Origin of the sequence: Flaviaestuariibacter amylovorans (assembly GCF_039541815.1) — a bacterium.
GTDB classification, from domain to species: domain Bacteria; phylum Bacteroidota; class Bacteroidia; order Chitinophagales; family Chitinophagaceae; genus Flavisolibacter; species Flavisolibacter amylovorans.
Map to the genome: position 1 here is coordinate 252,263 of NZ_BAABGY010000009.1, position 23,017 is coordinate 275,279.

Here is a 23,017-nt window from a genome sequence, read left to right on the forward strand (position 1 = left end):
GGGAGCGGCCATTACCAATAAACCAATAGACCAATAAACATTTACCTTCGCGCTCCCAATCGTTTTTTATGAGCAAACCCATCGTTGTCAGCGGGATCCGGTCTACCGGGCAGCTGCACCTCGGCAACTATTTCGGCGCCATGCGCAACTATGTGCGGATGCAGGAGGAATATGAATGCTATTTCTTCGTGGCCGACTGGCACGCCCTCACCACCCACCCCGACACGAAGGAGCTCGAGAATTCCGTACTGGGCGTGCTCGCCGAGAACATCGCCGCGGGCCTCGACCCGGAGAAGGTGACGCTGTATTGCCAGAGCGCCGTGCCCGAGATCGCGGAGCTGTACCTGCTGCTCAACATGCTGGCCTACCAGGGCGAGCTCGAGAAGACGACCACCTTTAAAGACAAGGCCCGGAACCAGCCCGAGAACGTCAATGCCGGCCTGCTCACCTACCCGGTACTGATGGCGGCTGACATCCTCATTCACCGCGCGCTCTATGTGCCTGTGGGTAAGGACCAGGAGCAGCACCTCGAGATGGCGCGCAATTTCGCGCAGCGCTTCAACCACCGCTACGGCGAGCTGTTTCCCGGTCCGCAGGCCTTCAACTTCGGCGCCGAGCTCGTAAAGGTGCCTTCCCTCGACGGCGCCGGCAAGATGAGCAAAAGCGAGAACCAACTGGCGACCCTCTACCTCGCCGACGATGACGACCTCATTCGCAAGAAAGTGATGAAGGCCAAGACCGACAGCGGCCCCACGGAGCCCAATTCGGAAATGCCGGATTATATCCGGAACATATTCGGGATCATGAGCCTCGTGAGCCAGGAAAGCACAGTGGAGAAGTTTCGCTCGGATTTCAACAACGCCTCGATCCGCTACGGCGACATGAAAAAGCAGCTGGCCGAGGATATGGTGGCCTTCATCAGCCCGATCCGTGCCCGCGCGCAGGAGCTGCGCCGCGACACCGACGGCCTCCGCCGCATCATGGAGCGGGGCGCCGAAGCCGCCCGCGAAAGCGCACAGCGCACCATTAGGGAGGCACGCCGCCTCGTAGGGCTCGAGTACCTCAAATAAATTCTTTTATCCGGACCCAAAGCAATAATTTGGGCCCCGCCGCCCGCACCGGGCGCGCCTTTGCTTCCGTTATGCCTAAAGACAAACAGCCCAAACATATCGCCATCGCCGGCAACATCGGCGCGGGCAAGACCACGCTGACGCAGATGCTCAGCAAGCATTACCGCTGGATCCCTCAGTTCGAGGACGTGGACGACAACCCCTACCTCAACGACTTCTACGAGGACATGCCGCGCTGGAGCTTTCCGCTGCAGATCTACTTCCTCAATGGCCGCCTGCGCCAGCTCCTCGAGATCCAGCGCGGCACCGAGACCGTGATCCAGGACCGCACCATCTACGAGGACGCGCACATCTTCGCGCCCAACCTCCACGAGATGAGCCTCATGACGAAGCGCGACTACGACAACTACTTCACCTTCTTCCAGACGCTGAAGATGATGGTGCAGCCGCCCGACCTGCTCATCTACCTGCAGTGCTCCGTACCGACGCTGGTAGGCCAGATCCAGAAGCGCGGCCGCGAGTACGAGGAGAACATCCGCCTCGACTACCTGAAGCGCCTCAACGACTACTACAATAAGTGGATCGAAGGCTACAAGGAAGGCCCGCTGCTCATCATCAACGGCGACGAGAACAAGTTCGGCGAGCGCGAGGAAGATTTTGGCAAGATCATCAACCTCATCGATGCGCAGCTCTATGGCCTGTTCTAGGGGAAACAACCGAACAAGGAACAGGGAATAAGGAACAAGGAAGTTTGGAGCCCCCGACGAAGTGATCCGGGGGCTTTTTTGTGCCATGCTTGGAGCAATGACCGCAATGGAACGGCATTTGTCTTACCGGTAGTAGCTAACCTACTACCAATGAAAAAAACACTACTCCTTTGCCTCCTGGTCGGCTTCGGCCTGGGCGCCGGCGCGCAGACCACTTCCCTGAAGCAGAAGCTCGAGCATGAGCGCGCCTTCCTCGCTACAACCGATTTTGTGTATCCCTACATCGATACCCCGCCCATGTACCCCGGTGGCGACGACAAGTGGGCTTCTTATGTCAACAGCAACACGCTCTTGGCCACGGCCGGTGAGGAGGCAGCCCGCGAAGGGCTCGCTACCGGCATCTACCAGGTGATCGTGCGCTTTGCCGTGAACAAGGACGGCTCCGTGTCGGACATCAAGACCACCGGCAAGCCCATCGGCTATGGGCTTGAGGACGCGGCCATGTCGCTCGTGAAAAACAGCGGCAAGTGGACGCCTGCCCACATCGAGGGCGAAAACACCCGCTCCTGGATGAACCTCGCGATCCGCTTCCGGGTGACGAAGGACTAGGTCCGGCCCCGGCCCCGGCCCCCTGTCCCCCGAAGGGGGAACTTAGGTTGGAGCTGTTCCTTTCTTGCCTGGACATTCTTGGTGTTGGGAGTGGAGTAGGAATACGTGAACAAACGAATACATGAGCAAATGAAGAAGAACGCATGGCGGCGCCAGCCCACCTCATTTGCTCAAATGTTCGTGTATTCAAATGCTCGCTTGCGCTATCACCACCCTCAAAGGCTCTACCCTGTTAGTATAGAAAGCCCCGACGGAGTCGGGGCTTTCTATAAACAACTTTGAGAAAAGTACAAATGAAGAAAGGAAAGATCGGCCTAAGTTCCCCCTTCGGGGGACAGGGGGCGGGGAAAGGGGCCTGGGCCGGGGCCTTACGGATACTGTGCGTAGGGAGCCGTCTCCTCGAGCATGCTTTCAATGCGCTCTTCCCACTCTTTCTGGAGCTTGCGCTTGCGGCTGTGGTCGGTTTCGCCGTCGTACTGCTCCTGCAGTGCTTCCTTCTTGGCCACGATCTCGTTGTAGATGCGGGTAATGTCCTGCTTGTAGGTGCCGCGGTTGTAGGTGTACTCCGACAGGGCCTTGTAGAGGTAGCGGGCACAGAGCTCGGTGATATCGAAATGACCCTGCTCGTGGGCGAGGATGTAGTCGTTCTTCAGCATGCCCCAGGACTTCGTCTTGGAAAAGGTGCAGGTGATCTCGTAGCTGAGCTTGCCGCCACGAAGCTGGTAGGAGAGGCCCAGCGAGGTATTGGTGGAGGCAACGGCCTCGGTACCCATCAGCACGGGGCCCTGGAAATCTTCCCAGCCCACTACCCGACGTACCGACCAGGGGATAAGTTCCATATTCTCTTCCTTGCCGGGAACCTCAGCTGCGATGGCCGGGGTTGCGGTTAAAGAAGCAGCGGCGCGGTCGCGGTCAATGCTGGCAAAGCCAAATCCGGAGCCGATGAGGAGGAGCAGGGCAGGAAAGAAGGTCGATTTCATAGTGTAGGGGTGGTGATATGCTGGTTTCAAATCCTCTTCTAAATTACCGGCACCCCCTGTTAAACAGGCTGAAAAAGCGGCGAACGGGCATTCCACGAAGGTGAAACGGGGAGAAGCTTCTGTGGAGGGGAGCGCCCCTCCGGGGCAAGAAGAACAATAGAACAGGGAATAAGGAACAAGGAACCGCAGAAATGGCCAGACACTTGTGATGGTCAGCGACTTATGTAGCGATTAGAAAAGGTATTTGTTAAAGGACGAAGTATTCAGTCCCGTGTTGCGCTCACTTCCTTGTTCCTTGTTCCCTGTTCCTTGTTCCTTGTTCTCTGTTCCTTGTTCCTTGTTCTCTGTTCCCTGTTTTCCCCCAAACAAAAAAGCGCCCCTCACAAGGAGGGGCGCTGGAATCGTATTCTCAGTAAAGGGGAAGCGTCATCAGGCCTTCGGGGCGGCGGCGAGCACATCAGCGCTCACACCCGAGGCATATTTTTCGAAGTTCTTCACGAACAGGCCTGCGAGGAACTTGGCTTTTGCGTCAAAAGCGTCCTTGTCGGTCCAGGTGTTGCGCGGGGTCAGCACATCCGTGGGCACACCCGGCACCTCTTTGGGCACGGCCACGCCAAACACGGGATCGGCCACGGTTTCGACGTCGTCGAGCTTGCCTTCCAGAGCCGCGGTGATCATGGCACGGGTATGGCCGAGCTTCATACGGTGGCCTTCGCCGTAGGGACCACCGGTCCAGCCGGTGTTGATGAGCCAAACGTTCACCTCGTTCTCTTCCATCTTCTGGCCCAGCATCTCGGCGTATTTACCGGGGTGCAGCGGCAGGAAGGGTGCTCCGAAGCAGGCCGAGAAGGTCGGCTTGGGCTCGGTTACACCGGCTTCCGTACCGGCTACCTTGGCCGTGTAGCCGGAGATGAACTGGTACATCGCCTGCTCCTTGGTGAGCCTGGAGATCGGGGGCAGCACGCCGTAGGCGTCGCAGGTGAGGAAGAAGATATTGCGCGGCAGGTTGCCCACGGAGGGGATCTGTGCGTTGGAGATGAAGTCGAGCGGGTAGGAGACGCGCGTGTTCTCGGTGATGGAGGCGTCGTCGAAGTTGATCTTGTTGGTGCCTTCGAAGAACTTGACGTTCTCCACGATGGCGCCGGGGCGGATGGCGTTGAAGATTTCGGGCTCCTTCTCCTCGGAGAGGTTGATGAGCTTGGCGTAGCAACCGCCTTCGAAGTTGAAGATGCCGTCCTTGGTCCAGCCGTGCTCGTCATCGCCGATGAGCTTGCGCTTCGGGTCGGCGGAGAGGGTCGTTTTACCGGTGCCGGAGAGGCCGAAGAACACCGCGGTGTCGCCGTCGGCGCCCATGTTGGCGGAGCAGTGCATGCTCAGCACGTTCTCTTCGTGGGGGAGGATGTAGTTGAGGATGGTGAAGATGCCTTTTTTCGTTTCACCCGTATAGCCGGTGCCGGCGATGAGGATCGTCTTGTGCTTGAAGGAAACGATGGCGCCGTTGTGCTGGCGGGTGCCGTCCGTGGCCGGGTCGAGGCGCAGGCCGGGGGCGGAGAGTACGTGCCACTCGGCTTCGAAGTCTTCGAGCGCCTCTTCTTCGGGGCGGAGGAACATGTTGTAGGCGAAGAGGTTGGTCCAGGGCTTCTCGGTCACCACGCGGATGTTGAGGCGGTAGCGCGGGTCGGCGCAGGCGTAGCAGTCGCGCACCCAGAGCTCCGGCTGCTCGTTGAGGTATTCGAGGATCTTGGTGTGAACAATGTGGAAATATTTCTCGTCGATGGGGATGTTAAAGTTGTTCCAGTGCACCGAGTCGGCCGTCGTTTCGTCCTTCACCGTGAATTTATCCTGCGGGGAGCGGCCGGTGAACTCACCGGTGTTGATGGCCAGGGCACCCGTGTCGGTCAGCACGCCTTCGCCGATGCGGAGCGTGTCCTGCACCAGTTCTTCGGGCGTTGATTGGTAATGAATGCTTTCCGTTCGCGATAGGCCAAGGTTCACCAGCTTCCCGGTGGGAATTGAAATTGTTGGTACTGACATAAGAAGCAATCGTTTATTTAGGCGACAAAGGTAAACCGTTGTGCCATTACCGAAGCGCGGCCGTGTGAATGGTACACATTAAATCTTTTTGAGGGTCAAGAGGTTGAAAGCGGCTGTGGGCTTACGGTAGAGCTTGTTGGAGCGGTGAGCAAGTGAGCGGGTGAGCCGTGAACGGCGGTGCGGCTACTGCTGCGCCGTCATTGCGGGGAACGAAGCAATCTCCTTGGTGACACGGAGTGAACGCGAAACAAAGCAGTCTGGTCAATCTCGCCGACAGTGCAGGAGATTGCTTCGCTGCGCTAGCATTGACAAGCTGGCTACATGACCTCCTCACCCGTTCACCCGCTCACTTGCTCACCCGCTCACTTGCTCACCCGCTCACGATTCCTCCTTACATTGCCCCTCATGAAACACTTGCCCCTCAACCCCGAGCTGTTCATCAGCAACCGGACGCGCTTCGTGGAACGGATGAAGCCCAACTCGATCGCCATCTTCGTGTCCAACGACGAGGTGCAGAGCAATGGCGACGCCCTTCATTCCTTCCGGCAAAACTCCGACCTCTACTGGCTCTGCGGCATCGCGCAGGAAGACACGATGGTGATCCTCTTCCCCGACAACCCCGATCCGAAGTACCGCGAGGTGCTCGTGCTGGTGCGGCCTACGGAGCTGAAGGAGAAGTGGGAGGGCAAGCGCCTCCGCCGCCACGAGGCCACGGCCCTTTCCGGTATTTCTACGATCGTATGGCTGGATACCCTTGAAGGACTGCTGCAAGCCTGGATCCACCTGGCCGATAACATTTACCTCGACACCAACGAGAACGACCGCCGCGGCGGCCATGCCGACACGCGCGACTACCGCTATGCCCGCGAGCTGCAGGGGCGCTACCCGCTGCACCGCTACGAGCGCGCCGCGAAGATCATGCGGGAGTTGCGTGCGATCAAAACGCCATACGAGATCGAGGTGACGAAAGAAGCCATCGCCATCACCGCGAAGACCTTCGACCGCGTGTGCAAGTTTGTACGTCCCGGTGTGATGGAATACGAGGTGGAAGCGGAGGTGGTGCACAGCTTCCTGTCGCAGCGCGCCACCGGCGAGGCCTACGGGTCCATCATCGCCTCCGGCGACCGGGCCCGCACCCTGCACTACGTGAGCAACAACGGAGAGTGCAAGGACGGCGAGCTGTTGCTGATGGACTTCGGCGCTTCCTACGGCGGCTACAATGCCGACCTCTCCCGTACGATCCCGGTCAACGGCAAGTTCACCGCGCGTCAGACCGAGGTGTACAATGCCTGCCTGCACCTGCACAACTACGCAAAGAGCATCCTGAAGCCGGGGATCTCGATCCTGGAGTACACCGACAAAGTAGGGGAGGAAGCGACCCGGCAATTCATAAAGATCGGGCTGCTGAAGGAGGAAGAGGTGAAGAACGAGGACCCCGAGGCCCGCGCCTACCGCAAGTACCTCTACCACGGCATCTCGCACCACCTCGGCCTCGACGTGCACGACCTCGGTACCCGCCACGAGCCGATCCGGGAAGGCATGCTCTTCACGATAGAGCCGGGCATCTACATCGAGGAGGAAGGTATGGGCATCCGTATCGAGAACAATTTCTGGATCACTGCGGACGGCAACATCGACCTGTTCGAAGGCATCCCGATCACGGTGGAGGAGATCGAAGCCGCGATGAGGAAATAAGGTTTTTAGGGTTTTAGGGTACTTAGGGTTACGCAAGCTACGCCGGCTTACTAAACCTTAAGAACCCTCAGAACCTTTAGAACCCTAAGAACTATCAGAACCTTCAGAACCCTCAGAACCCGCTATCCTATATTTGCCCGTACTAACCCAAACGTTTTCATGAAGCAGATCCCGAATTTCTTCACCTTGCTCAACCTGCTGTGCGGCTGCATCGCCATTGTGCTGACGCTCCAGACCGGCGAAACCATCGCCACGATGGACAACGAAGGCCTCGTGCGGGCGATGCTCCCGGAGCGGATGACCTGGGCGGCGCTCTTCCTCTTTGCAGCCGCCGTGGTCGACTTTCTCGACGGCTTCCTCGCACGCCTGCTGAAGGCCTCCTCCGCAATGGGGGAGCAGCTCGACTCGCTGAGCGACATGGTGAGCTTCGGGGCCGCGCCGGGGATGATCCTCTGGCAATTCCTGCGCATGAGTTTCGCGCGCGAAGAGGGCGGGCTCGATACGACGATGTGGGCGCTGCTGCCGGCCTTTCTCTTCACCGGCGCCGTAGCCTGGCGCCTCGCCAAGTTCAACATCTCCACCACGCAGAAATACAGCTTCGAAGGCGTGCCCTCGCCGGCCGGCGGCCTTATGGTGGCCTCGCTGCCGCTGGTGTATTGGTACGGCGAAGAATGGGTGCGCGACCTCCTGCTGAACCGCTGGCTCCTGTACGGGCTCATCATCGCGCTCGCTTACCTCATGACCTCGCGCCATACCTTCATGGCCATGAAGTTCCGCGACTTCTCCTTCCGCAACAACCTGCTCAAATACGTGTTGCTGGCGCTCTCCCTGGTGGCCATCGTGTGGCTCAACTGGACGGCGGTACCGGTGATCTTCCTGCTCTACATCGTGCTGTCGTTTTTCTCGAAAGAGGATGACCACATCATCGTCGGCGACCGCCCCGAGCGCGAGGAGCCGGATATTACCGTTTGATCGTTTATTCGTTTACTGGTTTATTCGTTTATTGGAACGAACGAGTGCCGGCTCTGCTGATTCCGGGTAAAGAATTTATTTATGGAAGCTTCCGATCCTTTGGCGCGCTTGCAGCATTGGTACCTCCTCAACTGCGATGGAGCTTGGGAACATGATTACGGGATCCACCTCGAAACGCTCGATAACCCCGGATGGTCGCTGCGTATCGATCTTGAAGGCACCGCGCTGCAGCACCTTGAGTATGCGTCTGAACGACAGCACCCCGAGCGGGCGCACGATTGGTGCTTTCTGCAGGTCGGGCACCGGCAATTGCGGATTGATTGCGGTCCTTTGAATCTTGGCGAAGGCATCCGGATCTTTCTTGAGGAGGTATTGCCGAAGCATGCTGACCCCACGTTTCTATACGAGGTGCAGGTGCCTGTGCGTGGGCTCGCCGCCGAGCGCTTTGTAACCGCGCAGGGCCGACTCATTGACGAGGCTACCATTGAGCTCGTAAACGTACCCCTGCCGTCGGAGCGTGAGTTGTCGGTTTGGTCGGAGTTCGTCGGGCTCGAGCCGGGCGGCAGGCCGGGGGATGTGCTGCCGCTGTTCGAAGCCGGCCAACAGGTCACCCTCCAACTCGAGGGCGAAGGCTCCGATGTTGCCCTCGTAGCCCGCGGCTTGTCCGATCAGGGCTGGCATTGATCAAATTTCCGCCTCGGAAGGAGGAACGTTCCGCTTTCAGGTTTCTTACTAATAAACGGATCGACCAATAAACCAGTAAACCTTTCCCCCGTATTTTGCAGCCCGAATCAACCATCCCCGCCATGACCTATACCATTTCCGTAAACGTGATGCCCCTGAAAGACCTCCTCGACCCGCAGGGAAAGGCCGTGCTCAACGGGCTGGGCAACCTGGGCCTCAAGGGCGTTTCCGACGTCCGCATCGGTAAGCGCATCACCCTGCAGATCGACGCCGAGTCTGAGGAGGCCGCCCGCGCCCTCGCCGAGGAAGCCGCCAAAAAGCTCCTCGCCAACCCGGTGATGGAATACTTTGAAATTGGGTAATGGGGTAATGGGATAATGGGGTAATCAGGCTGTGGTTGATCAGTTGCGGCCTGCCTGATAAAAAAGTTTCCCGGTAGGCGGCAATCCTCCGAAACAAGCCCCTTCTTTGCGATTCTCCCATTCCCCCATCACCCCATTCCCCCATTCGATTATGCTCTATCTCGTTCCCACCCCCGTCGGCAACCTGAAGGACATCACCCTGCGCGCGCTCGAGGTGCTCCAGGAGGTGGACCTTATTCTCGCCGAGGATACGCGCACGTCGGGTAAGCTGCTGCAGCACTACAACATCCAGAAGCCCGTCACGCCTTACCATCAGCACAACGAGCACAAGGTGCTTCGCCACCTCGTAGACCAGCTGCTCACCGGCCGCAAGATGGCCATCATCACCGACGCGGGCACACCCGGCATCTCCGATCCCGCCTTCCTCCTCGTGCGCGAATGCGTCCGTAACGACATCCGCGTGGAATGCCTGCCCGGCGCCACCGCCTTCGTACCCGCCCTCGTCAACAGCGGGCTGCCCACGCAACGCTTTGCCTTCGAAGGCTTCCTGCCGCTCAAGAAAGGCCGCCACACCCTGCTTACGCAGCTCTCCGAAGACGAGCGCACCCTCATCTTCTACGAATCGCCGGTGCGCCTCGTAAAGACGCTGGCCGACTTCATCCAGTACTTCGGTGCCGACCGTCCGTGCTCGGTAAGCCGTGAGCTCACCAAGCTGTTCGAAGAGAACGCGCGGGGCACCTTGCAGGAAGTGCACGACCATTTTCAGCAGAAGGGCGTGAAAGGAGAAATCGTTATTATTGTAGCCGGAAAGCCGTAATTTCCAATTGCTTATAAAAACCAAAAACTGATTATGTTTCGCCACCTCCTCCTCGCCGCCGGCCTTCTCGTTGCCGGCAGCGCCTCCGCCCAGCTCGGCAAGATCCCGGTAGCTGTTACGGCTGCTTTTACCAAGCAATACACGAACGCCGCGCAGGTCTCTTATGAAGACAACCTGAAGGATTATCGCGTGTCGTTCCGCGTCGATACCAGTGATTACGTGGCCCACTATTCCAGCAAGGGCGAATGGCGCGGCACGGAAAAGACGATCCCCTTTGCCGACCTCTCCAACGACGTTAAGGACGGCTTCCTGAAAAGCAAGTTCTCCGACTGGCAGGTGGTGAGCGTGCTGCACCTGTTCCTCCCCGACAGCCAGGGCGGCGGCGAGCAGTTCCGCGTGAAGGTGAAGCAGGGTGAATTCAAGAAGCGCTACCTGTTTTTCAACCGCGCCGGCAAGCTGGTGCGCGATAAGATGACGCTGTAGCGGCCCCGGCCCCCTGTCCCCCGGTAGGGGAACTTAGGTCGAACTACACCTCTTATTAAAACCTTTTCTCAAAGCTGTTTTATACGAAAGCCCCGACGGAGTCGGGGCTTTCTACTTTAAGAGGGTAGAGGGGTGGAGGGAAGAGGAGGAACAAATGAGTAGATGAATATATGAGCAAATGAACAAATGAGGGGCTGACGCCGGCTACAGTTCTACCTCATGTAATCATTTGCTCACTTAATCAAGTACTCCCACATCGTCCATACCTGCTTTAACTAAAGCTTACCACCTGTACAGAAAGCGGCGATCCGGGTAGTATAAAACGGAGGCTCAAATTCCATGGTCTGTTGGTGCTCCCTACGATCCGACTTATTGGGGCGTTGACCTGAAACCGGCTGTAAAATCCGGACACGGCAGAGCTGAAGGCGTCCCTAGTGCGCCATTTATCAAAAAAACGTTTAAAAAGCGCTTAGAATCGGGCCGATGCGCATCCTTTTGCCGGCCGGGGGCGGTCTTTTGTGTAACTTGTCCGCCTTCTAAAAAACGCATCCGAACACTGATGAAACTAAGAACCTCCCTTTTCTTCCTTACCCTTTCGGTCGCCCTGTCCGCCGCCGCCCAGCCCGACCGCTGGCAGCAGCGCGTGAAGTATACGATGGACATCGACATGAACGTGCAGACCAACCAGTACGCCGGCAAGCAAAAGCTCGAGTACTGGAACAACTCGCCCGATACCCTGAAGCGCGTATTCTACCACCTTTATTTCAACGCCTTCCAGCCCGGCTCCATGATGGACACCCGCAGCCGCCGCCAGGGCACCGTGGTGCTCGCCTCCCGCAACGGACGCGACATGGTGGACTGGGATGACCGGGTGCGCGACCGCATCCAGAAGCTGACCCCCGAGGAGCAAGGCTACCAAAAGATCGCGAGCATCAGAATGGACGGCCGCGTGCAGAAGACCCGCCTCCATGAAACGATCCTCGAAGTACAGCTCGACCGCCCCATCCTCCCGAAATCCAAGGTGACCTTCGATATGGAATGGACGGCCCAGGTGCCGCTGCAGATCCGCCGCTGCGGCCGCGACAACCCCGGCACCACCGTGCGCTACACCATGACGCAATGGTACCCCAAGCTCGCCGAGTACGACTACGAGGGCTGGCATGCCGATCCCTACGTGGCGCGCGAGTTCTATGGCGTGTGGGGCGACTATGACGTTACGATCCGCATCGACAAGAGCTATCTCCTCGGTGGCTCTGGTACCGTTGTGAACGGCAACGAGGTAGGCTTCGGCTATGGCGCCAACGGCAACGCGGCCGGCGCACCGGTGAAGGGCGACAAGCGCACCTGGCGCTTTGTGGCGCCTAACGTACACGACTTTGCCTGGGCGGCCGATCCCGGCTACAAGCACATCACGCGCAAGGTGCCTAACGGTCCGCTCGTGCACGTGCTGTACAAGACGCCCGGCGGCGCCAAGGACGAAAAGGACTGGAACGACCTCGCTAACGCGGCCGTGATGGTGTATCCCTACATCGCGAAGCATTTCGGCGAGTACCCCTATAAAGACTATTCGTTCATCCACGGCGGCGACGGCGGGATGGAGTATCCCAACGCCACGATGCTGGCCGACGCCGGCACCGGTGCCGCCTTCCACGAATGGATCCACAACTGGTACCAGGGCATGCTGGCCTCCAACGAGGCAGAGCACGCCTGGATGGACGAGGGCTTTACCCAATGGGCCGCCGAGCGGGTGGAAGCCTATTTCGCCACCGAGCTGCGCAAGACGCACGTGACCGACCCCGTAGCACGCCGCAAGGCCGACTCCACCACTGCCGCGCGGGTACACGCCGGCATCTACGGCGGCTACTACAGCCTTGTGCGCAGCGGCCGCGAGGAGCCCCTCGGTACCCATGCCGACCAGTTCAACACCAATATGGCGTACAGCAATGCCGCCTATACGAAGGGTGGCGTGTTCGTGGAGCAACTGGGCTATATCGTGGGCGCCGACGTGCGCGACCGCATCATGCTCGAATACTACCGCCAGTGGCGCTTCAAGCACCCGAACCCCACCGACTTCGTGCGCGTGGCCGAAAAGGTGAGCGGGCTGCAACTGAACTGGTACCGGATCTACTGGGCCAATACCACCAAGACCATCGACTATGCCGTGGACTCGCTCTGGACCGAAGGCGCCGGCGCCCGCATCCGCCTCCGCAACGACGGTATGCTGCCGATGCCCCTCGATGTGAAGGTCACCTTCAAGGACGGCTCTTCGGAATGGCACTACATCCCGCAGTACCTCATGTTCGGCGAAAAGCCGGCCGAGCGCGGGCAGGAAGGCCGCAAGGTCTACGAATCCTGGCGCTGGACGCATCCCACCTACGAGATCGCCACCGGCCGCGCCCTCACCGAGATCACGAGCGTGGAGATCGACCCGAGCGGACGCATGGCCGACATCAACAAGAAGAACAACAAGCTCGAGATCAAATGGTAACAGCGGAACCCAGATGTCGGATGTAACGATGTGAGATCTGCTTGCCGACGATCTATAAGAAAAGAGGCGCCCGGATGCGGGCGCCTCTTTTTTTGTACTGCGTATCCGCGCCCATCCGCCGCATCCGCCCGATCCTCGTTCCTTCTCTCTGCTGCCCCAATCCGGAGCGCGGCGCCCAACCGTAGATTTACGGTATCGCCGGCGCCTGGCGTGCCGGCTTGTCTATGGCAGAGCTGTATAAGGGTTCTTTTGTATGGGGATAAATCGGGGATTGCTGGGCCGTCTTTTTCAATAGCTTGGCGTCTCCGATCCGTGTTGTGCCCGGTCTTGTGTGTCCTTATCCGTCCTGATTCCTGCCTGTACCAAAACACCCCAAGACTTAACTGTTTGTTCATCCGCGCCGGCCGCCCGGCGCTGCACCCTGTTTCATCTTTACACACACATACAGAAAACAAACACACACATGAAAAAACAGTTCCGCTCGCTTGCCTTTGTCCTGGGCCTTGCCCTCTTCGTGGTCGGTTGTAAGAAAGAGACCGTCTCCGAAAGTCCTGAGTCGACCCCCGGTGTCGCCTGGCACGACCGCCAGGATGTATCCGACCCCCTTTCTTCTGCCCGCAGCTCCACCGAGAACATGACCCTCGGTAACCCTAGCGGCGCCACGACCAACACGGCCTACCCCGACAACTACCTGATGACCAAAACGCAGTATTCGCTGAGCTATAACCGCAGCCGCGCCTGTCCCAACTGGGTGAGCTGGCACATCGACCCCACCTGGCTCGGCTCCGCGGCACGCCAGGATGATTTCCGTGCCGATGCCACCCTCCCTACGGGCTGGTACCGCGCGGGCAGCACCTCCTACAGCGGCTCCGGCTTCGACCGTGGGCATAACTGCCCTTCGGCCGACCGCACCTACAGCACCTCCGACAACAGCGCCACCTTCCTCATGACCAATATGATCCCGCAGGCGCCCACCAACAACCAGCAGACCTGGGCCAACCTGGAGAACTACTGCCGTACGCTCGTTAGCCAGGGCAACGAGGTCTATGTGATCATGGGTGCCTACGGCATCGGCGGCAGCGGTACCAATGGAGCCGCCAACTACATCGACGGCGGCCGCATCACCGTTCCCAACCGCATCTGGAAGGTGGTGCTCGTGCTGCCGCGCGGCACCAACGATGTTGCCCGCATCACCTCCAGCACCCGCGTCATTGCCGTGAACACGCCCAACAGCAACAGCATCTCCACTTCCTGGGGCACCTACCGCACCACGGTGGACGCCATCGAATCGGCCACCGGCTACAACCTGCTCTCGGCCGTTTCTTCTACCCTCCAGGGCACCCTCGAATCGCGGGTAGACGCCGGACCGACGAATTAATGTGCTAATGAGGTAATGTGCTAATGTGCTAAATAGAGCGTACCCCAGTGGTAGCCCACTTCATTGCCGGAATCGTTCAACTGATAACAAAAGCGCCCTCCAGGGAGGGCGCTTTTGTTCGTTACTATTGCTTCGTAAGCTTAAAGACGGATGCAATCAATGACGTATACGCGCATGTAAACGACCCCAATTACCCCATTAGCACATTACCCCATTAGCACATTACTCCTACGTTTCCACCAGCTTTGTACGAAGGCCGCCAACGGTTCCGTCGGGGAGGCGGCCAAGGATGAAGGCGTCTACCTGGACGCTGCCGAGGCGGTACACGGCGACGCCGGCCAGTGTTTTCTCGAGCTGTTGCTGCAGCGAGCGGAAGCGCCCGGCACGGTGGCTGAGTTCGGGGCCGCCACCTTCCTCGGCCCGCACCTGGTTGCGGAAAAAGTGGGTCAGTTCCACCCGTTCGGGTGGCGTGCCGGCCGGCGCATCGGAAAGCGCAGGGAGGGCTGCCTCGGGCGCCACGCCGGTACCGTCCAGCTCGAAAGCCAGCAGCGGCGCGTCGGTTTCGCTCAGGTAGAGCAGGCCCTGTGCGGCTTCCTGCAGGCGGAGCAGTTCGGGATGCATGGAATCTTGTTTAGAGGACACTTGCGAATTGGGGGCCAATCTCAATGGCGCCGGGTGGGGCATTGATCCGGTCCTTATTTCAAGGAGGGAAGTGGCTCGTTTTGCAGGAAGGCGGCCAGCAGGCGGTTGAAGTCGGCCGACCGCTCCAGGTTGATCATATGCGCCGCGCCGGTGAGCAGGGCTTCCTGTACGTTCGGCAGCCGGGACTTCAGGTAGGCGTGCACCTTCAGCACCTCGGGCATGTCGATCGTCCCGGTCAGTAGAAATACGGGTATCCGGAGTGCGTCGAGCCGGTGCACGGCCGTCGGCGTGGCAAACTGGGGCCAACCGGTCACCCGGTGCTCCTTCATGTTGCGCAGCGTGGTGCCGTAGCCATAGTCCCACAGCATTCCCGGGATCGAAGAGCGCTGCCGCTCGGGGCCCACGTACCAGGCCCGCACGAAGACGTCGGCGGCGGTGGCCGTGTCGTTCCGCTCCAGCGCGCCGAACAGGTCGCTGATATACTGCTTCGTGGTGGTGTCGAGGGCCTGCACCTCGTCCCAGCCCGGGAGGCCCGGTGCAGCCAGCACGAGGCGTTCCACGCGCTTCGGGAACTGCACGGCGAAGTCGAGCGCTACGGCGCTGCCCATCGACAGGCCTACGATCGGGGCGCTCGGAATGTTCAGGCTGTCCATCAGGGTGCGGAGGATGTCGGCGGCAAAGGGCCGGGCAGGGCCGCCCGTGGTAGCGCCATGCCCCGGCAGGTCGAACACGATGACCTCGTATTGATTCATGAACGCATTGACCTGGTCGCTCCACATCGTATGGTCCTGGAAGCCGGCGTGCACCAGCAGCAGGGGCTTGCCGCTACCATAGCTGCGGCAGGAAATGTGGCCGCCGTTGAACGGGATCTGCCGTACGCGGCCGGGGCGCTGTGCCGGCGCATACAGGCCGGCGGTGAGCAATAGGAGCAGCAGGAGGGATCGCATAGTTCAAGATACAGCCTTCCGGCGGTTAGCAACAGTTGTAATACAGCACTACTTTCTTTCGCTTCTTCGACCAGGCAATGCGGCGGCCGTCTTCCTCGCCGAGGAGGTACGAGAAGCCGGTGGCAGAAGGATCGCTGCGGATCTCGTCCCAGTCGGGCTGCCGCTCCTCGTCGCCCTGGAGCTGCTCGCCGGGCTTCACCGCGGGCCGCAGGAACTGGCTTGGTGCGAAAAACGAATCGAGGCGCTGCCGGATAAAGGCCTCCTTGCCTGCGGCGCTCGTGTCGTCGAGCGCGGCATAGCTCAGGAGGTCGGTTGCCCGAAAGGTTTCCTCGTGGATGAGCTGCCCGTCGGGATCCTGGATCGTGAAGCGCACTTTGGAATCGAGCAGCGGCCCGCCCTGTAGCTCGAGGCGGAAGCGGTCGGGCCGGCGCGTGTCGGAGAAATAATCCGTGCGTTCTACAAAATAGTTCGCAGCCAGCGGGGTCGCTTTTTTGCCGGCGCTGTCGGAGGTTGCGGCAGTGCGCTTGCCGCCAGGCCGGGAGCCGGGCTGGGAGGAGTTACACGCAAATAGGGCAACGACCAGGCAGGTATAGGAAAGACATCGGAGTAGCATACTTCCACGGTAAAAAAAATATGCCCGGTGTGGCTGTCCGTTATTTTTTCAAGGCGCTGCAACGTTGCGTGCCTGTTCGGGGTCAGGAAGAAAAAGCCAAGCTATGAAGCAACTCACCACGATGCTTATGGGAGCCCTGTTGCTCCTCGCTGCCTGCAGCAAAAAGGACAAGCAAAAGGACGACATCGGCTGCGCGCCCGCGCCCGTTTCCTGCAACATGCCCGAAGTGTACGCCGCCAATGAAACGAAGCGCACGATCACGCAGGGCCTTTGGGGCACGCTGGCCTTCCAGGAAGGCAACTGCATGCCGGTGCAGGATCCGAACAATACTACCTGCCGCACTTGCCCCGTACAGCGCAAGCTGCGCATCTACCCGTACACCATGCTGCAGCACGTGCTGCCGGTCAACGGTTCGTTCTACGACGGCTTTCCCAACAGCCCGGTGGCTACCGTAGTGCCCGACGCGCAGGGCTTTTTCCAGGTGGCGCTCCCCGACGGGCAATACAGCGTGCTGGCCGAAGAGGACGGCCGGCTCTATGCCTTCGGCTGGGACGGCCAGGGCGGCGTGAGCCCCGTAACCGTATCGGGGGTAACGAAGTGGAACCTGACCTTCAACTATAAGGCGACCTTCTAAAAGCGTGAATCGTGAATCGTCAATCGTGAATGGTGTCCCAGAGAGGTTTACCTCCAGTTCTGGCTGCTCATCCAGCGACCATTCAAATGGTGACCTGACAGAATAAGTGTGGTGATCACGAATAGAAAAACAGCGGCATCATGCCGCTGTTTCCTGTAGGTAATCTCCGTACTGTAGTACACCCGTTCACGATTCACGGCTCACGCTCAATAATCCAGCTCCAGCCGAAGGCGGTCCTTCAACTCTTTCACCAGCGGGTACTGCTCCGCCATCTTCAGGAACTGGTCGCGCGCGGTGAGGGGCATGTCGGAAAGATCGATGGGCGTCTCCGTTTCGTTGAGCACGATGAAGAACTGCAGCAGGCGGTTCTGCAGGTGCTGCTGGAGGTAGGAGCAGGCCTTGTTGCGCTCGGCGAGCAGGAACTTCTGGTTGATGTTGTTGGTGACGATGGCTTCGAAGGAGGCTTCGTCCTTCACCTCGAGCTGTGCCATGTCGAAGGAGCTCCAGGCCGGGTTCTTTTCTTCCTTCAATACCTCGATAAAGGACTTCCAGCCTGCCTGCAGGCGCTCGATGTCGAGCGGCAGGTCGGTGACGACGTTGGTCATCAGGTCGGCGCTCACTTTCTGGCGGATCGCATCGAGGGAAAGCCTGCCCTTGCTGGCGGGCGGTGGTGGCGCTGCGGCCACGGCAGCCGCCTGGGGCTTTGGCGCGGCCACCGGTTGCGGAGCGGGCTTCGGGTGCCCGGGCGCCTCCGGCACAGGCGCCGTTTCGATGACGAGCTTCGCTTCCTGCGAAGGCCGCGGCACGGGTGCTGCCGCCGGCTTCCCGGTCTTCTCCGGCGTCATCCCCTTCAGGGCGCGGAAGTTGAGGCTGCGCGCTTCTTCAACTACTTTTTTTTTATCGACCGTGTCCCCGGTGGCGGTGAGCTGCAGGGCCTGGCGCAGGTAGCAGAGCTTGATGAGCGCCAGTTCCACGTGCAGGCGCTTGTTGCGCGCCGAGCGGTAGCCGATCTCGGCTTCGTTGAGCAGGTTGAGTGCGCTCACCAGGTAACCGGTATCCACCTTTTGCGCGGTGTCGGCGTAGCGCTTGCGGAAGCTCTCCACCACCTCGAGCAGTCCGGCCACGCGGGCGTCCTTGCAGATGAGGAGATTCCGTAGAAACTCGGCAAACCCGTTGAGCACCGAGTCGCCCTCGAAGCCTTTCTTGTTGATGTCGTCGAAGAGCAGCAGCGCGCCGGCAAGGTCCTGCTCCAGCATCGAGTCTACGAGACGGAAGTAGTAGTCGGCATCGAGGATGTTGAGGTGCTCGAGCGTATTGTTGTAGGTCACTTCGCCGTTGGTGAAGGACACGATCTTATCGAGGATGGAGAGCGCGTCGCGCATACAGCCCTCGCTCTTTTGCGCGATGAGCTGCAGGCCGGTCTCCTCGGCGCGCACGTCTTCCTTCTTCGCGATGCCGGCGAGGTGGTCCACCGTATCCTGGAGGGTAATGCGCTTGAAGTCGAAGATCTGGCAGCGGCTCAGGATGGTGGGCAGGATCTTGTGCTTCTCGGTGGTGGCGAGGATGAACTTGGCGTAGGACGGCGGCTCCTCGAGGGTCTTGAGGAAGGCGTTGAAAGCCGCCTGCGACAGCATGTGCACCTCATCGATGATATACACCTTGTAGGTTCCCGCCTGCGGCGCAAAGCGCACCTGCTCCACCAGCGCCCGGATATCATCTACCGAGTTGTTGGAGGCGGCGTCGAGCTCGTGGATGTTCATGGAGGTGCCCTCGTTGAAGGAGGTGCAGGAGGAGCAGGTATCGCAGGCCTCGCCTTCTGCCGTCTGGTTCTGGCAGTTGATGGTCTTGGCGAAGATCCGGGCACAGGTGGTCTTGCCCACGCCGCGCGGTCCGCAGAAGAGGAACGCATGGGCCAGGTGGCCCGTTTTGATGGCGTTGCGGAGCGTGGTGGTGATGTGCTCCTGGCCCACGACGGTGTCGAAGGCCTGAGGGCGGTACTTGCGGGCGGAGACGATGAATTTTTCCATGGGATTCAGGCGTGCAAGATACGGAATCGGGGTGGCAGCTAAGTGTGAAGAAATGGCAGGGAGCGGGCCGCCATAAGGTCCTTTGGCACACAGGCCGGCAGCACCGCGGGAGCCCCTGCTGCGGTGCCGGACGAACGGTTCCGGAGCGGGCCTGATGGCAACGTGAACGTCCGGCTTTTACCGGCTCCGTCAGTTCAGGCAGGTGGATGCCCAACTCATGGCAGCAGGGCTTTGTGGCGGCGCCTTGGGGAGAGAATATTGCGAAGGCCTCGTGGCACCAGCCGGAAGGCCCTGGCCGCTGAACCCGTTTTATCACGAAACCTAGCAACACCGATGACCCCTTTCTACACTTTCCGCCGCAGCACACTCCTGCTGCTTGCCGGCACCGCACTCGCCTCCTCCGCCATCGCCCAGGGATGCCCGGCTACCGTGGCCCAGCCGCCGAGCCAGGCCGTCTGCGCCGGCGCCACCGCCACCGGCTACCAGTTTGCCGGCACCGGCACCGGTTTTACCTGGACCAACAGCACCCCTGCCATCGGCCTCCCGGCAAGCGGTAGCGGCAACGTCGCTCCCTTCGCCACGGTGAATACCACCAACAGCCCGCTCACCGCCACGCTCACCGTAACGCCGCAGAGCGGTGCCTATGCGCCGAACCCGTATGCGTATGTGCCCAACAAGGGCAACGACAACGTATCGGTCTACAACACCGCCACCAACACGGTAGTGACCAGCATCGCGGTGGGCGACGAGCCGCTGAGCGTGCAGGCCGCGCCCGACGGTATGCGCGTATACATCGCCAACTCGGCCTCCGATAACGTATCCGTGATCTCCACCTATTCCAACACCGTCATCGCCACGGTGGATGCCGTAGACGCGCCGTACGGGATGGCGCTGACGCCCAACGGCCAGGTGCTGTATGTGGCCAACCGCGACGATCATTCCATCTCCGTCATCAACACCATCACGTTGCAGCCGGTAGACACGATCTACGTAGGCCAGGAGCCCGTGGGCCTCGCCGTATCGCCCGACGGCAGCCGGCTCTACGTGTGCAACAGCGGCTCCAACTCGGTGTCGGTGATCAATACGGCCGACGGATCGGTGCTGACCACGGTGGCCAACATCGGCGGCGCTCCCGAAGTGCTGGCCGTTTCACCCAACGGGCAGCGGGTATACGTGAGCAACCTCGCTACCGACGAATTGACCGTGATCGACGCAACTACGAATTCGGTGCTGACGCGTATCGGTGTCGGGATGATGCCCTTCGGGATCGCGATCAGTGCCGACGGCGCGCGCGTGTACGTCACGAATTTCAACTCGGCCAACATTGCCGTCGTCAACTCCGGCAACAACACGGTCGATCGCTTTATTGCGCTGCCGGGCAACTCCAGCCCCGCGGGGATCTCGATCAGCCCCGACGGCAGCCGCCTGTTCGTAACCCTCGAGAACAGCGGCTCGCTGGCCACGGTGCTGACCGCCAACGACCAGGTGGCTGCGAACGTAACCGTGGGCGCCATGCCCGTATCGCTGGGCACCTTCGTATTCACGCCCCTGCAGCCCTGCAACGGCACGCCGCGCACCTTCACCATCACCGTCAACCCGACGCCGCGGATGGCCGCACCGGGCAACAGCAGCGTATGCCCCGACGATGCCGTGGCGGTAGCCTTCAACGGCACACTGCCCGGGAGCACCTTCGCCTGGACCAATTCGGAGACCGGCACCGGCCTCGCTGCGAGCGGCACGGGCGACATTGTCTTTACCGCGGTCAACAGCGGCAGCGCCGACCTCGTGTCCACCATCAGCGTAACGCCGCAGGCCAACGGATGTAACGGGCCCGCGCAAAGCTTTACGATCCGCGTCAACGACCGCCCCGCCGCCCCCACGCTGACCCGGCAGGGCGCTACGCTCGTTTCGTCGGCCACCACCGGCAACACCTGGTTCGTTGATAACACGCAGATCCCCTTTATCGGTACGCAGACATTTACCCCGACGTCCTCCGGTGTATACTCGGTGCGCGTCAACAGCAACCCCTGCCCGAGCCTTTTCTCCAACGCCATCAACTTCGTGGTGACGGGCATCAACGACCCGGTGCTCGAGCGCAACCTGAGCCTCGGCCCCATTCCGGCCGGCGACCTGCTCTACCTGCGCACCGGCGGCCTCACCGGTCCCTTCGACCTGCGGGTGCTGAACACGGCAGGCGCCGAGCTGCGTCCGCGGCAGCGCATCACGGATAATACCGCCATTGGCCTTGCGGGTCTTCCGGCCGGCACCTATATCGTAGAAATACAGCAGGTGCGCACGCGTGCCCGGTTTGTGAAGACGGTCGTCAAGCGCTAATGGGAGGAGTTTTTCGATTTCAGATTTCTGATTTCAGATTTAATGATTCCCGAGCGGCTTGCTGCGTTACTGTAAAGAAGCCTCCACTTGAAGCAATCTGAAATCAAAAATCCCAAATAGAAAAAGCGCCCGTGAAGGGCGCTTTTTCCGTTATGCCAGCACCGGGTGCGGCTTAAATTCTTTGGTGCGGTCAAACAGGTAACGGTAAGTGGTGAGCTTGCGGCTCACGAAGGTGTTGTCGGCGATGTTCTTCGCCACGTTGATCATTTTGGGATTGAAGTCGCCGATCCACTGCATCTCGTATTCTAGGTATTCGATGTGCTGGATCACCTTGCCGGTTTCCGCGATGAGGTAGGCGTCGAGACCCTTGCCCTGGAACTCCGGGATGATGCCGAACACGAGACCGGTGGCTTTCGTACACTTCTTCGTTGCTTTCACCCACAGGAACTTGAGCTTCTGCAGGAGCCCGAACTTGCCGTGCAGGTGGCGGAACCACTGGTTCAGGTCGGGCAGGTTTACAAAGATGGCCGCGGGCTTGTCGTGGTGGTACACGAACCAGATGATGCGCTCGTCCATCACCGGTTTCATCTTTTTGAACATCAGTAGCACCTGTTCCTTCTTCAGTTCCTTGAGCCCGCCGTGGCCGGCCCAAGCCGCGTTGTAGACCGTCGTAAAGTCGACGGCGTATTTTTCGAGCTTGCTCTTTTCGATGTGCCGCGCGCTGAAAGCAGGATCTTCCTGGTAGGGGCGGGCGCGCTCGTGGATCTTTTGCGTAAGGGGCACTTTGAGGTGCATGCCGAAGCAAACCTGGTTATAGAAGGGGCGGAAGCCGTATTGCTCGAGCAGGTCCTTGTAGTAGGGCAGGTTGAAGTTCATGCCGTAGAGCGGCGGGGCGAAGCCCTCCACCTCCACGCCCCACCAGCGGTCGCGCTCGCCGAAGTTGATGGGCCCGTCCATGGCTTCCATGCCGCGCTGCAACAGCCAGTGCTTCGCCACGTCGAGCAGCATGTCGGCGGCCTGCTGGTCGTTGATGCAGTCGAAGAAGCCCATGCCGCCCACGGGCACCTCGTCGCCCTTGTTCTTGTACTTTTTATTGGTGAACGCCGCAATGCGGCCCAGCAGCTTTCCGTCCGGGCCTTTCAGCACCCAGCGCGCCGCCTCGCCGAATCGATACGTCTTGTTCTTTTTCGGGTCGAACACGTCGTCGACGTCCTTGTCGAGGGGGCGGATATAATTCGGGTTTTCCTTGTTCACCGCTACGTTCGCCATCAGGAAATCCTGTGCGAGGGCGGGTGTGGTCACCTCCAGCAGCTGCAGTTGGCTCATGGCGGCAAAAGTAATGTGCTAATGAGTTAATGTGCTAATGTGCTGATCAGGCGGCGGACAATTGGCCGGTGTTGGTAGGAGTGGACGGTGTCTGTACTCTAGAATCATGGCATTGGAGGGGTGAAGTGGCCCTACTCGGTAACGCCAAGGCGCGGAGTGATCAGGAGCGCCAAGAGGGCGAAGGACGCTACGTAGTGTTCTTACTTTGGGGGTGT

Annotated in this window: 20 protein-coding genes and 1 pseudogene; 14 read left to right on the top strand and 7 right to left on the bottom strand. The window is 60.0% G+C overall.

The annotated features are described in order from the left end of the window. Positions 1–68: 68 nt before the first annotated feature. The 3 genes from trpS (at position 69) to ABD937_RS16450 (ending at position 2,386) form a co-directional block, all read left to right on the top strand. Positions 69–1,070, top strand: coding sequence for a tryptophan--tRNA ligase (gene trpS / locus ABD937_RS16440; protein ID WP_345256872.1), 1,002 nt, complete (start codon positions 69–71; stop codon positions 1,068–1,070). Between the two features lie 71 nt (positions 1,071–1,141). Continuing rightward, the gene (locus ABD937_RS16445; RefSeq protein WP_345256873.1) at positions 1,142–1,777 is read left to right on the top strand and encodes a deoxynucleoside kinase; all 636 of its coding nucleotides are present in this window, start codon (positions 1,142–1,144) and stop codon (positions 1,775–1,777) included. A gap of 150 nt (positions 1,778–1,927) precedes the next feature. Beyond that, entirely contained in the window at positions 1,928–2,386 is a 459-nt protein-coding gene (locus ABD937_RS16450; RefSeq protein WP_345256874.1) for an energy transducer TonB, read from the top strand. 368 nt (positions 2,387–2,754) lie between these two features. On the opposite strand, the gene ABD937_RS16455 is transcribed toward ABD937_RS16450, so the two are convergent. Together ABD937_RS16455 and pckA are read right to left on the bottom strand one after the other, a co-directional pair. Then, positions 2,755–3,366, bottom strand: coding sequence for a DUF922 domain-containing protein (locus tag ABD937_RS16455; protein WP_345256875.1), 612 nt, complete (start codon positions 3,364–3,366; stop codon positions 2,755–2,757). 429 nt (positions 3,367–3,795) lie between these two features. Further along, positions 3,796–5,400, bottom strand: coding sequence for a phosphoenolpyruvate carboxykinase (ATP) (gene pckA, locus ABD937_RS16460; protein WP_345256876.1), 1,605 nt, complete (start codon positions 5,398–5,400; stop codon positions 3,796–3,798). A 405-nt stretch (positions 5,401–5,805) separates the two neighbouring features. On the opposite strand from pckA, the gene ABD937_RS16465 reads away from it, so the two are divergent. The 9 genes and pseudogenes from ABD937_RS16465 to ABD937_RS16505 all read left to right on the top strand — a co-directional run bounded on the left by ABD937_RS16465 (position 5,806) and on the right by ABD937_RS16505 (position 14,279). Continuing rightward, positions 5,806–7,095 carry an aminopeptidase P family protein gene (locus tag ABD937_RS16465; protein ID WP_345256877.1) on the top strand — a complete coding sequence of 430 codons (1,290 nt, stop codon included), beginning with the start codon at positions 5,806–5,808 and terminating at the stop codon, positions 7,093–7,095. A gap of 159 nt (positions 7,096–7,254) precedes the next feature. Further along, entirely contained in the window at positions 7,255–8,067 is an 813-nt protein-coding gene (locus ABD937_RS16470) for a CDP-alcohol phosphatidyltransferase family protein (protein WP_345256878.1), read from the top strand. A gap of 81 nt (positions 8,068–8,148) precedes the next feature. After that, a pseudogene (locus ABD937_RS23920) lies at positions 8,149–8,373 on the top strand (Imm53 family immunity protein); the annotation flags it as partial. A gap of 66 nt (positions 8,374–8,439) precedes the next feature. Next, positions 8,440–8,751 (top strand): hypothetical protein, encoded by a 312-nt coding sequence (locus ABD937_RS16480; protein WP_345256881.1) that lies wholly within the window; start codon positions 8,440–8,442, stop codon positions 8,749–8,751. Positions 8,752–8,873: 122 nt separating this feature from the next. Then, the gene (gene purS, locus ABD937_RS16485; RefSeq protein WP_345256882.1) at positions 8,874–9,113 is read left to right on the top strand and encodes a phosphoribosylformylglycinamidine synthase subunit PurS; all 240 of its coding nucleotides are present in this window, start codon (positions 8,874–8,876) and stop codon (positions 9,111–9,113) included. A gap of 151 nt (positions 9,114–9,264) precedes the next feature. Then, positions 9,265–9,930 (top strand): 16S rRNA (cytidine(1402)-2'-O)-methyltransferase, encoded by a 666-nt coding sequence (rsmI, locus tag ABD937_RS16490; RefSeq protein WP_345256883.1) that lies wholly within the window; start codon positions 9,265–9,267, stop codon positions 9,928–9,930. Positions 9,931–9,963: 33 nt separating this feature from the next. Continuing rightward, positions 9,964–10,413 carry a hypothetical protein gene (locus ABD937_RS16495; RefSeq protein ID WP_345256884.1) on the top strand — a complete coding sequence of 150 codons (450 nt, stop codon included), beginning with the start codon at positions 9,964–9,966 and terminating at the stop codon, positions 10,411–10,413. A gap of 559 nt (positions 10,414–10,972) precedes the next feature. After that, positions 10,973–12,901 (top strand): M1 family metallopeptidase, encoded by a 1,929-nt coding sequence (locus ABD937_RS16500; protein ID WP_345256885.1) that lies wholly within the window; start codon positions 10,973–10,975, stop codon positions 12,899–12,901. A gap of 463 nt (positions 12,902–13,364) precedes the next feature. After that, complete coding sequence (locus ABD937_RS16505) at positions 13,365–14,279, top strand: DNA/RNA non-specific endonuclease (protein ID WP_345256886.1); 915 nt, start codon at positions 13,365–13,367, stop codon at positions 14,277–14,279. Between the two features lie 228 nt (positions 14,280–14,507). Here the strand turns inward: ABD937_RS16505 and ABD937_RS16510 are convergent, their stop codons facing one another. The 3 genes from ABD937_RS16510 to ABD937_RS16520 form a co-directional block, all read right to left on the bottom strand. Further along, positions 14,508–14,900, bottom strand: a complete 393-nt coding sequence (locus ABD937_RS16510; protein ID WP_345256887.1) for a nuclease A inhibitor family protein — start codon at positions 14,898–14,900, stop codon at positions 14,508–14,510. A 74-nt stretch (positions 14,901–14,974) separates the two neighbouring features. After that, positions 14,975–15,868, bottom strand: coding sequence for an alpha/beta fold hydrolase (locus tag ABD937_RS16515; protein ID WP_345256888.1), 894 nt, complete (start codon positions 15,866–15,868; stop codon positions 14,975–14,977). A gap of 25 nt (positions 15,869–15,893) precedes the next feature. Continuing rightward, positions 15,894–16,481, bottom strand: coding sequence for a hypothetical protein (locus ABD937_RS16520; RefSeq protein WP_345256889.1), 588 nt, complete (start codon positions 16,479–16,481; stop codon positions 15,894–15,896). A 103-nt stretch (positions 16,482–16,584) separates the two neighbouring features. Between ABD937_RS16520 and ABD937_RS16525 the strand changes: the two genes are divergently transcribed. Next, complete coding sequence (locus tag ABD937_RS16525) at positions 16,585–17,115, top strand: hypothetical protein (RefSeq protein ID WP_345256890.1); 531 nt, start codon at positions 16,585–16,587, stop codon at positions 17,113–17,115. A gap of 206 nt (positions 17,116–17,321) precedes the next feature. Here ABD937_RS16525 and ABD937_RS16530 read toward each other — a convergent pair whose 3' ends face one another. Beyond that, positions 17,322–19,142, bottom strand: a complete 1,821-nt coding sequence (locus tag ABD937_RS16530; RefSeq protein ID WP_345256891.1) for a DNA polymerase III subunit gamma/tau — start codon at positions 19,140–19,142, stop codon at positions 17,322–17,324. 333 nt (positions 19,143–19,475) lie between these two features. Between ABD937_RS16530 and ABD937_RS16535 the strand changes: the two genes are divergently transcribed. Then, positions 19,476–21,476: a YVTN family beta-propeller repeat protein gene (locus ABD937_RS16535; RefSeq protein ID WP_345256892.1), complete on the top strand. Its 2,001-nt coding sequence runs from the start codon at positions 19,476–19,478 to the stop codon at positions 21,474–21,476. Between the two features lie 150 nt (positions 21,477–21,626). Here ABD937_RS16535 and ABD937_RS16540 read toward each other — a convergent pair whose 3' ends face one another. Then, positions 21,627–22,802 (bottom strand): hypothetical protein, encoded by a 1,176-nt coding sequence (locus ABD937_RS16540; RefSeq protein WP_345256894.1) that lies wholly within the window; start codon positions 22,800–22,802, stop codon positions 21,627–21,629. Positions 22,803–23,017 lie beyond the last annotated feature (215 nt).

Excerpts from the sequence above, each read along its gene's own strand:
- trpS (WP_345256872.1), top strand. The coding sequence starts at position 69 with ATGAGCAAACCCATCGTTGTCAGCGGGATCCGGTCTACCGGGCAGCTG.
- ABD937_RS16445 (WP_345256873.1), top strand. The coding sequence starts at position 1,142 with ATGCCTAAAGACAAACAGCCCAAACATATCGCCATCGCCGGCAACATC.
- ABD937_RS16450 (WP_345256874.1), top strand. The coding sequence starts at position 1,928 with ATGAAAAAAACACTACTCCTTTGCCTCCTGGTCGGCTTCGGCCTGGGC.
- ABD937_RS16455 (WP_345256875.1), bottom strand. The coding sequence starts at position 3,366 with ATGAAATCGACCTTCTTTCCTGCCCTGCTCCTCCTCATCGGCTCCGGA.
- pckA (WP_345256876.1), bottom strand. The coding sequence starts at position 5,400 with ATGTCAGTACCAACAATTTCAATTCCCACCGGGAAGCTGGTGAACCTT.
- ABD937_RS16465 (WP_345256877.1), top strand. The coding sequence starts at position 5,806 with ATGAAACACTTGCCCCTCAACCCCGAGCTGTTCATCAGCAACCGGACG.
- ABD937_RS16470 (WP_345256878.1), top strand. The coding sequence starts at position 7,255 with ATGAAGCAGATCCCGAATTTCTTCACCTTGCTCAACCTGCTGTGCGGC.
- purS (WP_345256882.1), top strand. The coding sequence starts at position 8,874 with ATGACCTATACCATTTCCGTAAACGTGATGCCCCTGAAAGACCTCCTC.
- rsmI (WP_345256883.1), top strand. The coding sequence starts at position 9,265 with ATGCTCTATCTCGTTCCCACCCCCGTCGGCAACCTGAAGGACATCACC.
- ABD937_RS16495 (WP_345256884.1), top strand. The coding sequence starts at position 9,964 with ATGTTTCGCCACCTCCTCCTCGCCGCCGGCCTTCTCGTTGCCGGCAGC.
- ABD937_RS16500 (WP_345256885.1), top strand. The coding sequence starts at position 10,973 with ATGAAACTAAGAACCTCCCTTTTCTTCCTTACCCTTTCGGTCGCCCTG.
- ABD937_RS16505 (WP_345256886.1), top strand. The coding sequence starts at position 13,365 with ATGAAAAAACAGTTCCGCTCGCTTGCCTTTGTCCTGGGCCTTGCCCTC.
- ABD937_RS16510 (WP_345256887.1), bottom strand. The coding sequence starts at position 14,900 with ATGCATCCCGAACTGCTCCGCCTGCAGGAAGCCGCACAGGGCCTGCTC.
- ABD937_RS16515 (WP_345256888.1), bottom strand. The coding sequence starts at position 15,868 with ATGCGATCCCTCCTGCTGCTCCTATTGCTCACCGCCGGCCTGTATGCG.
- ABD937_RS16520 (WP_345256889.1), bottom strand. The coding sequence starts at position 16,481 with ATGCTACTCCGATGTCTTTCCTATACCTGCCTGGTCGTTGCCCTATTT.
- ABD937_RS16525 (WP_345256890.1), top strand. The coding sequence starts at position 16,585 with ATGAAGCAACTCACCACGATGCTTATGGGAGCCCTGTTGCTCCTCGCT.
- ABD937_RS16530 (WP_345256891.1), bottom strand. The coding sequence starts at position 19,142 with ATGGAAAAATTCATCGTCTCCGCCCGCAAGTACCGCCCTCAGGCCTTC.
- ABD937_RS16535 (WP_345256892.1), top strand. The coding sequence starts at position 19,476 with ATGACCCCTTTCTACACTTTCCGCCGCAGCACACTCCTGCTGCTTGCC.
- ABD937_RS16540 (WP_345256894.1), bottom strand. The coding sequence starts at position 22,802 with ATGAGCCAACTGCAGCTGCTGGAGGTGACCACACCCGCCCTCGCACAG.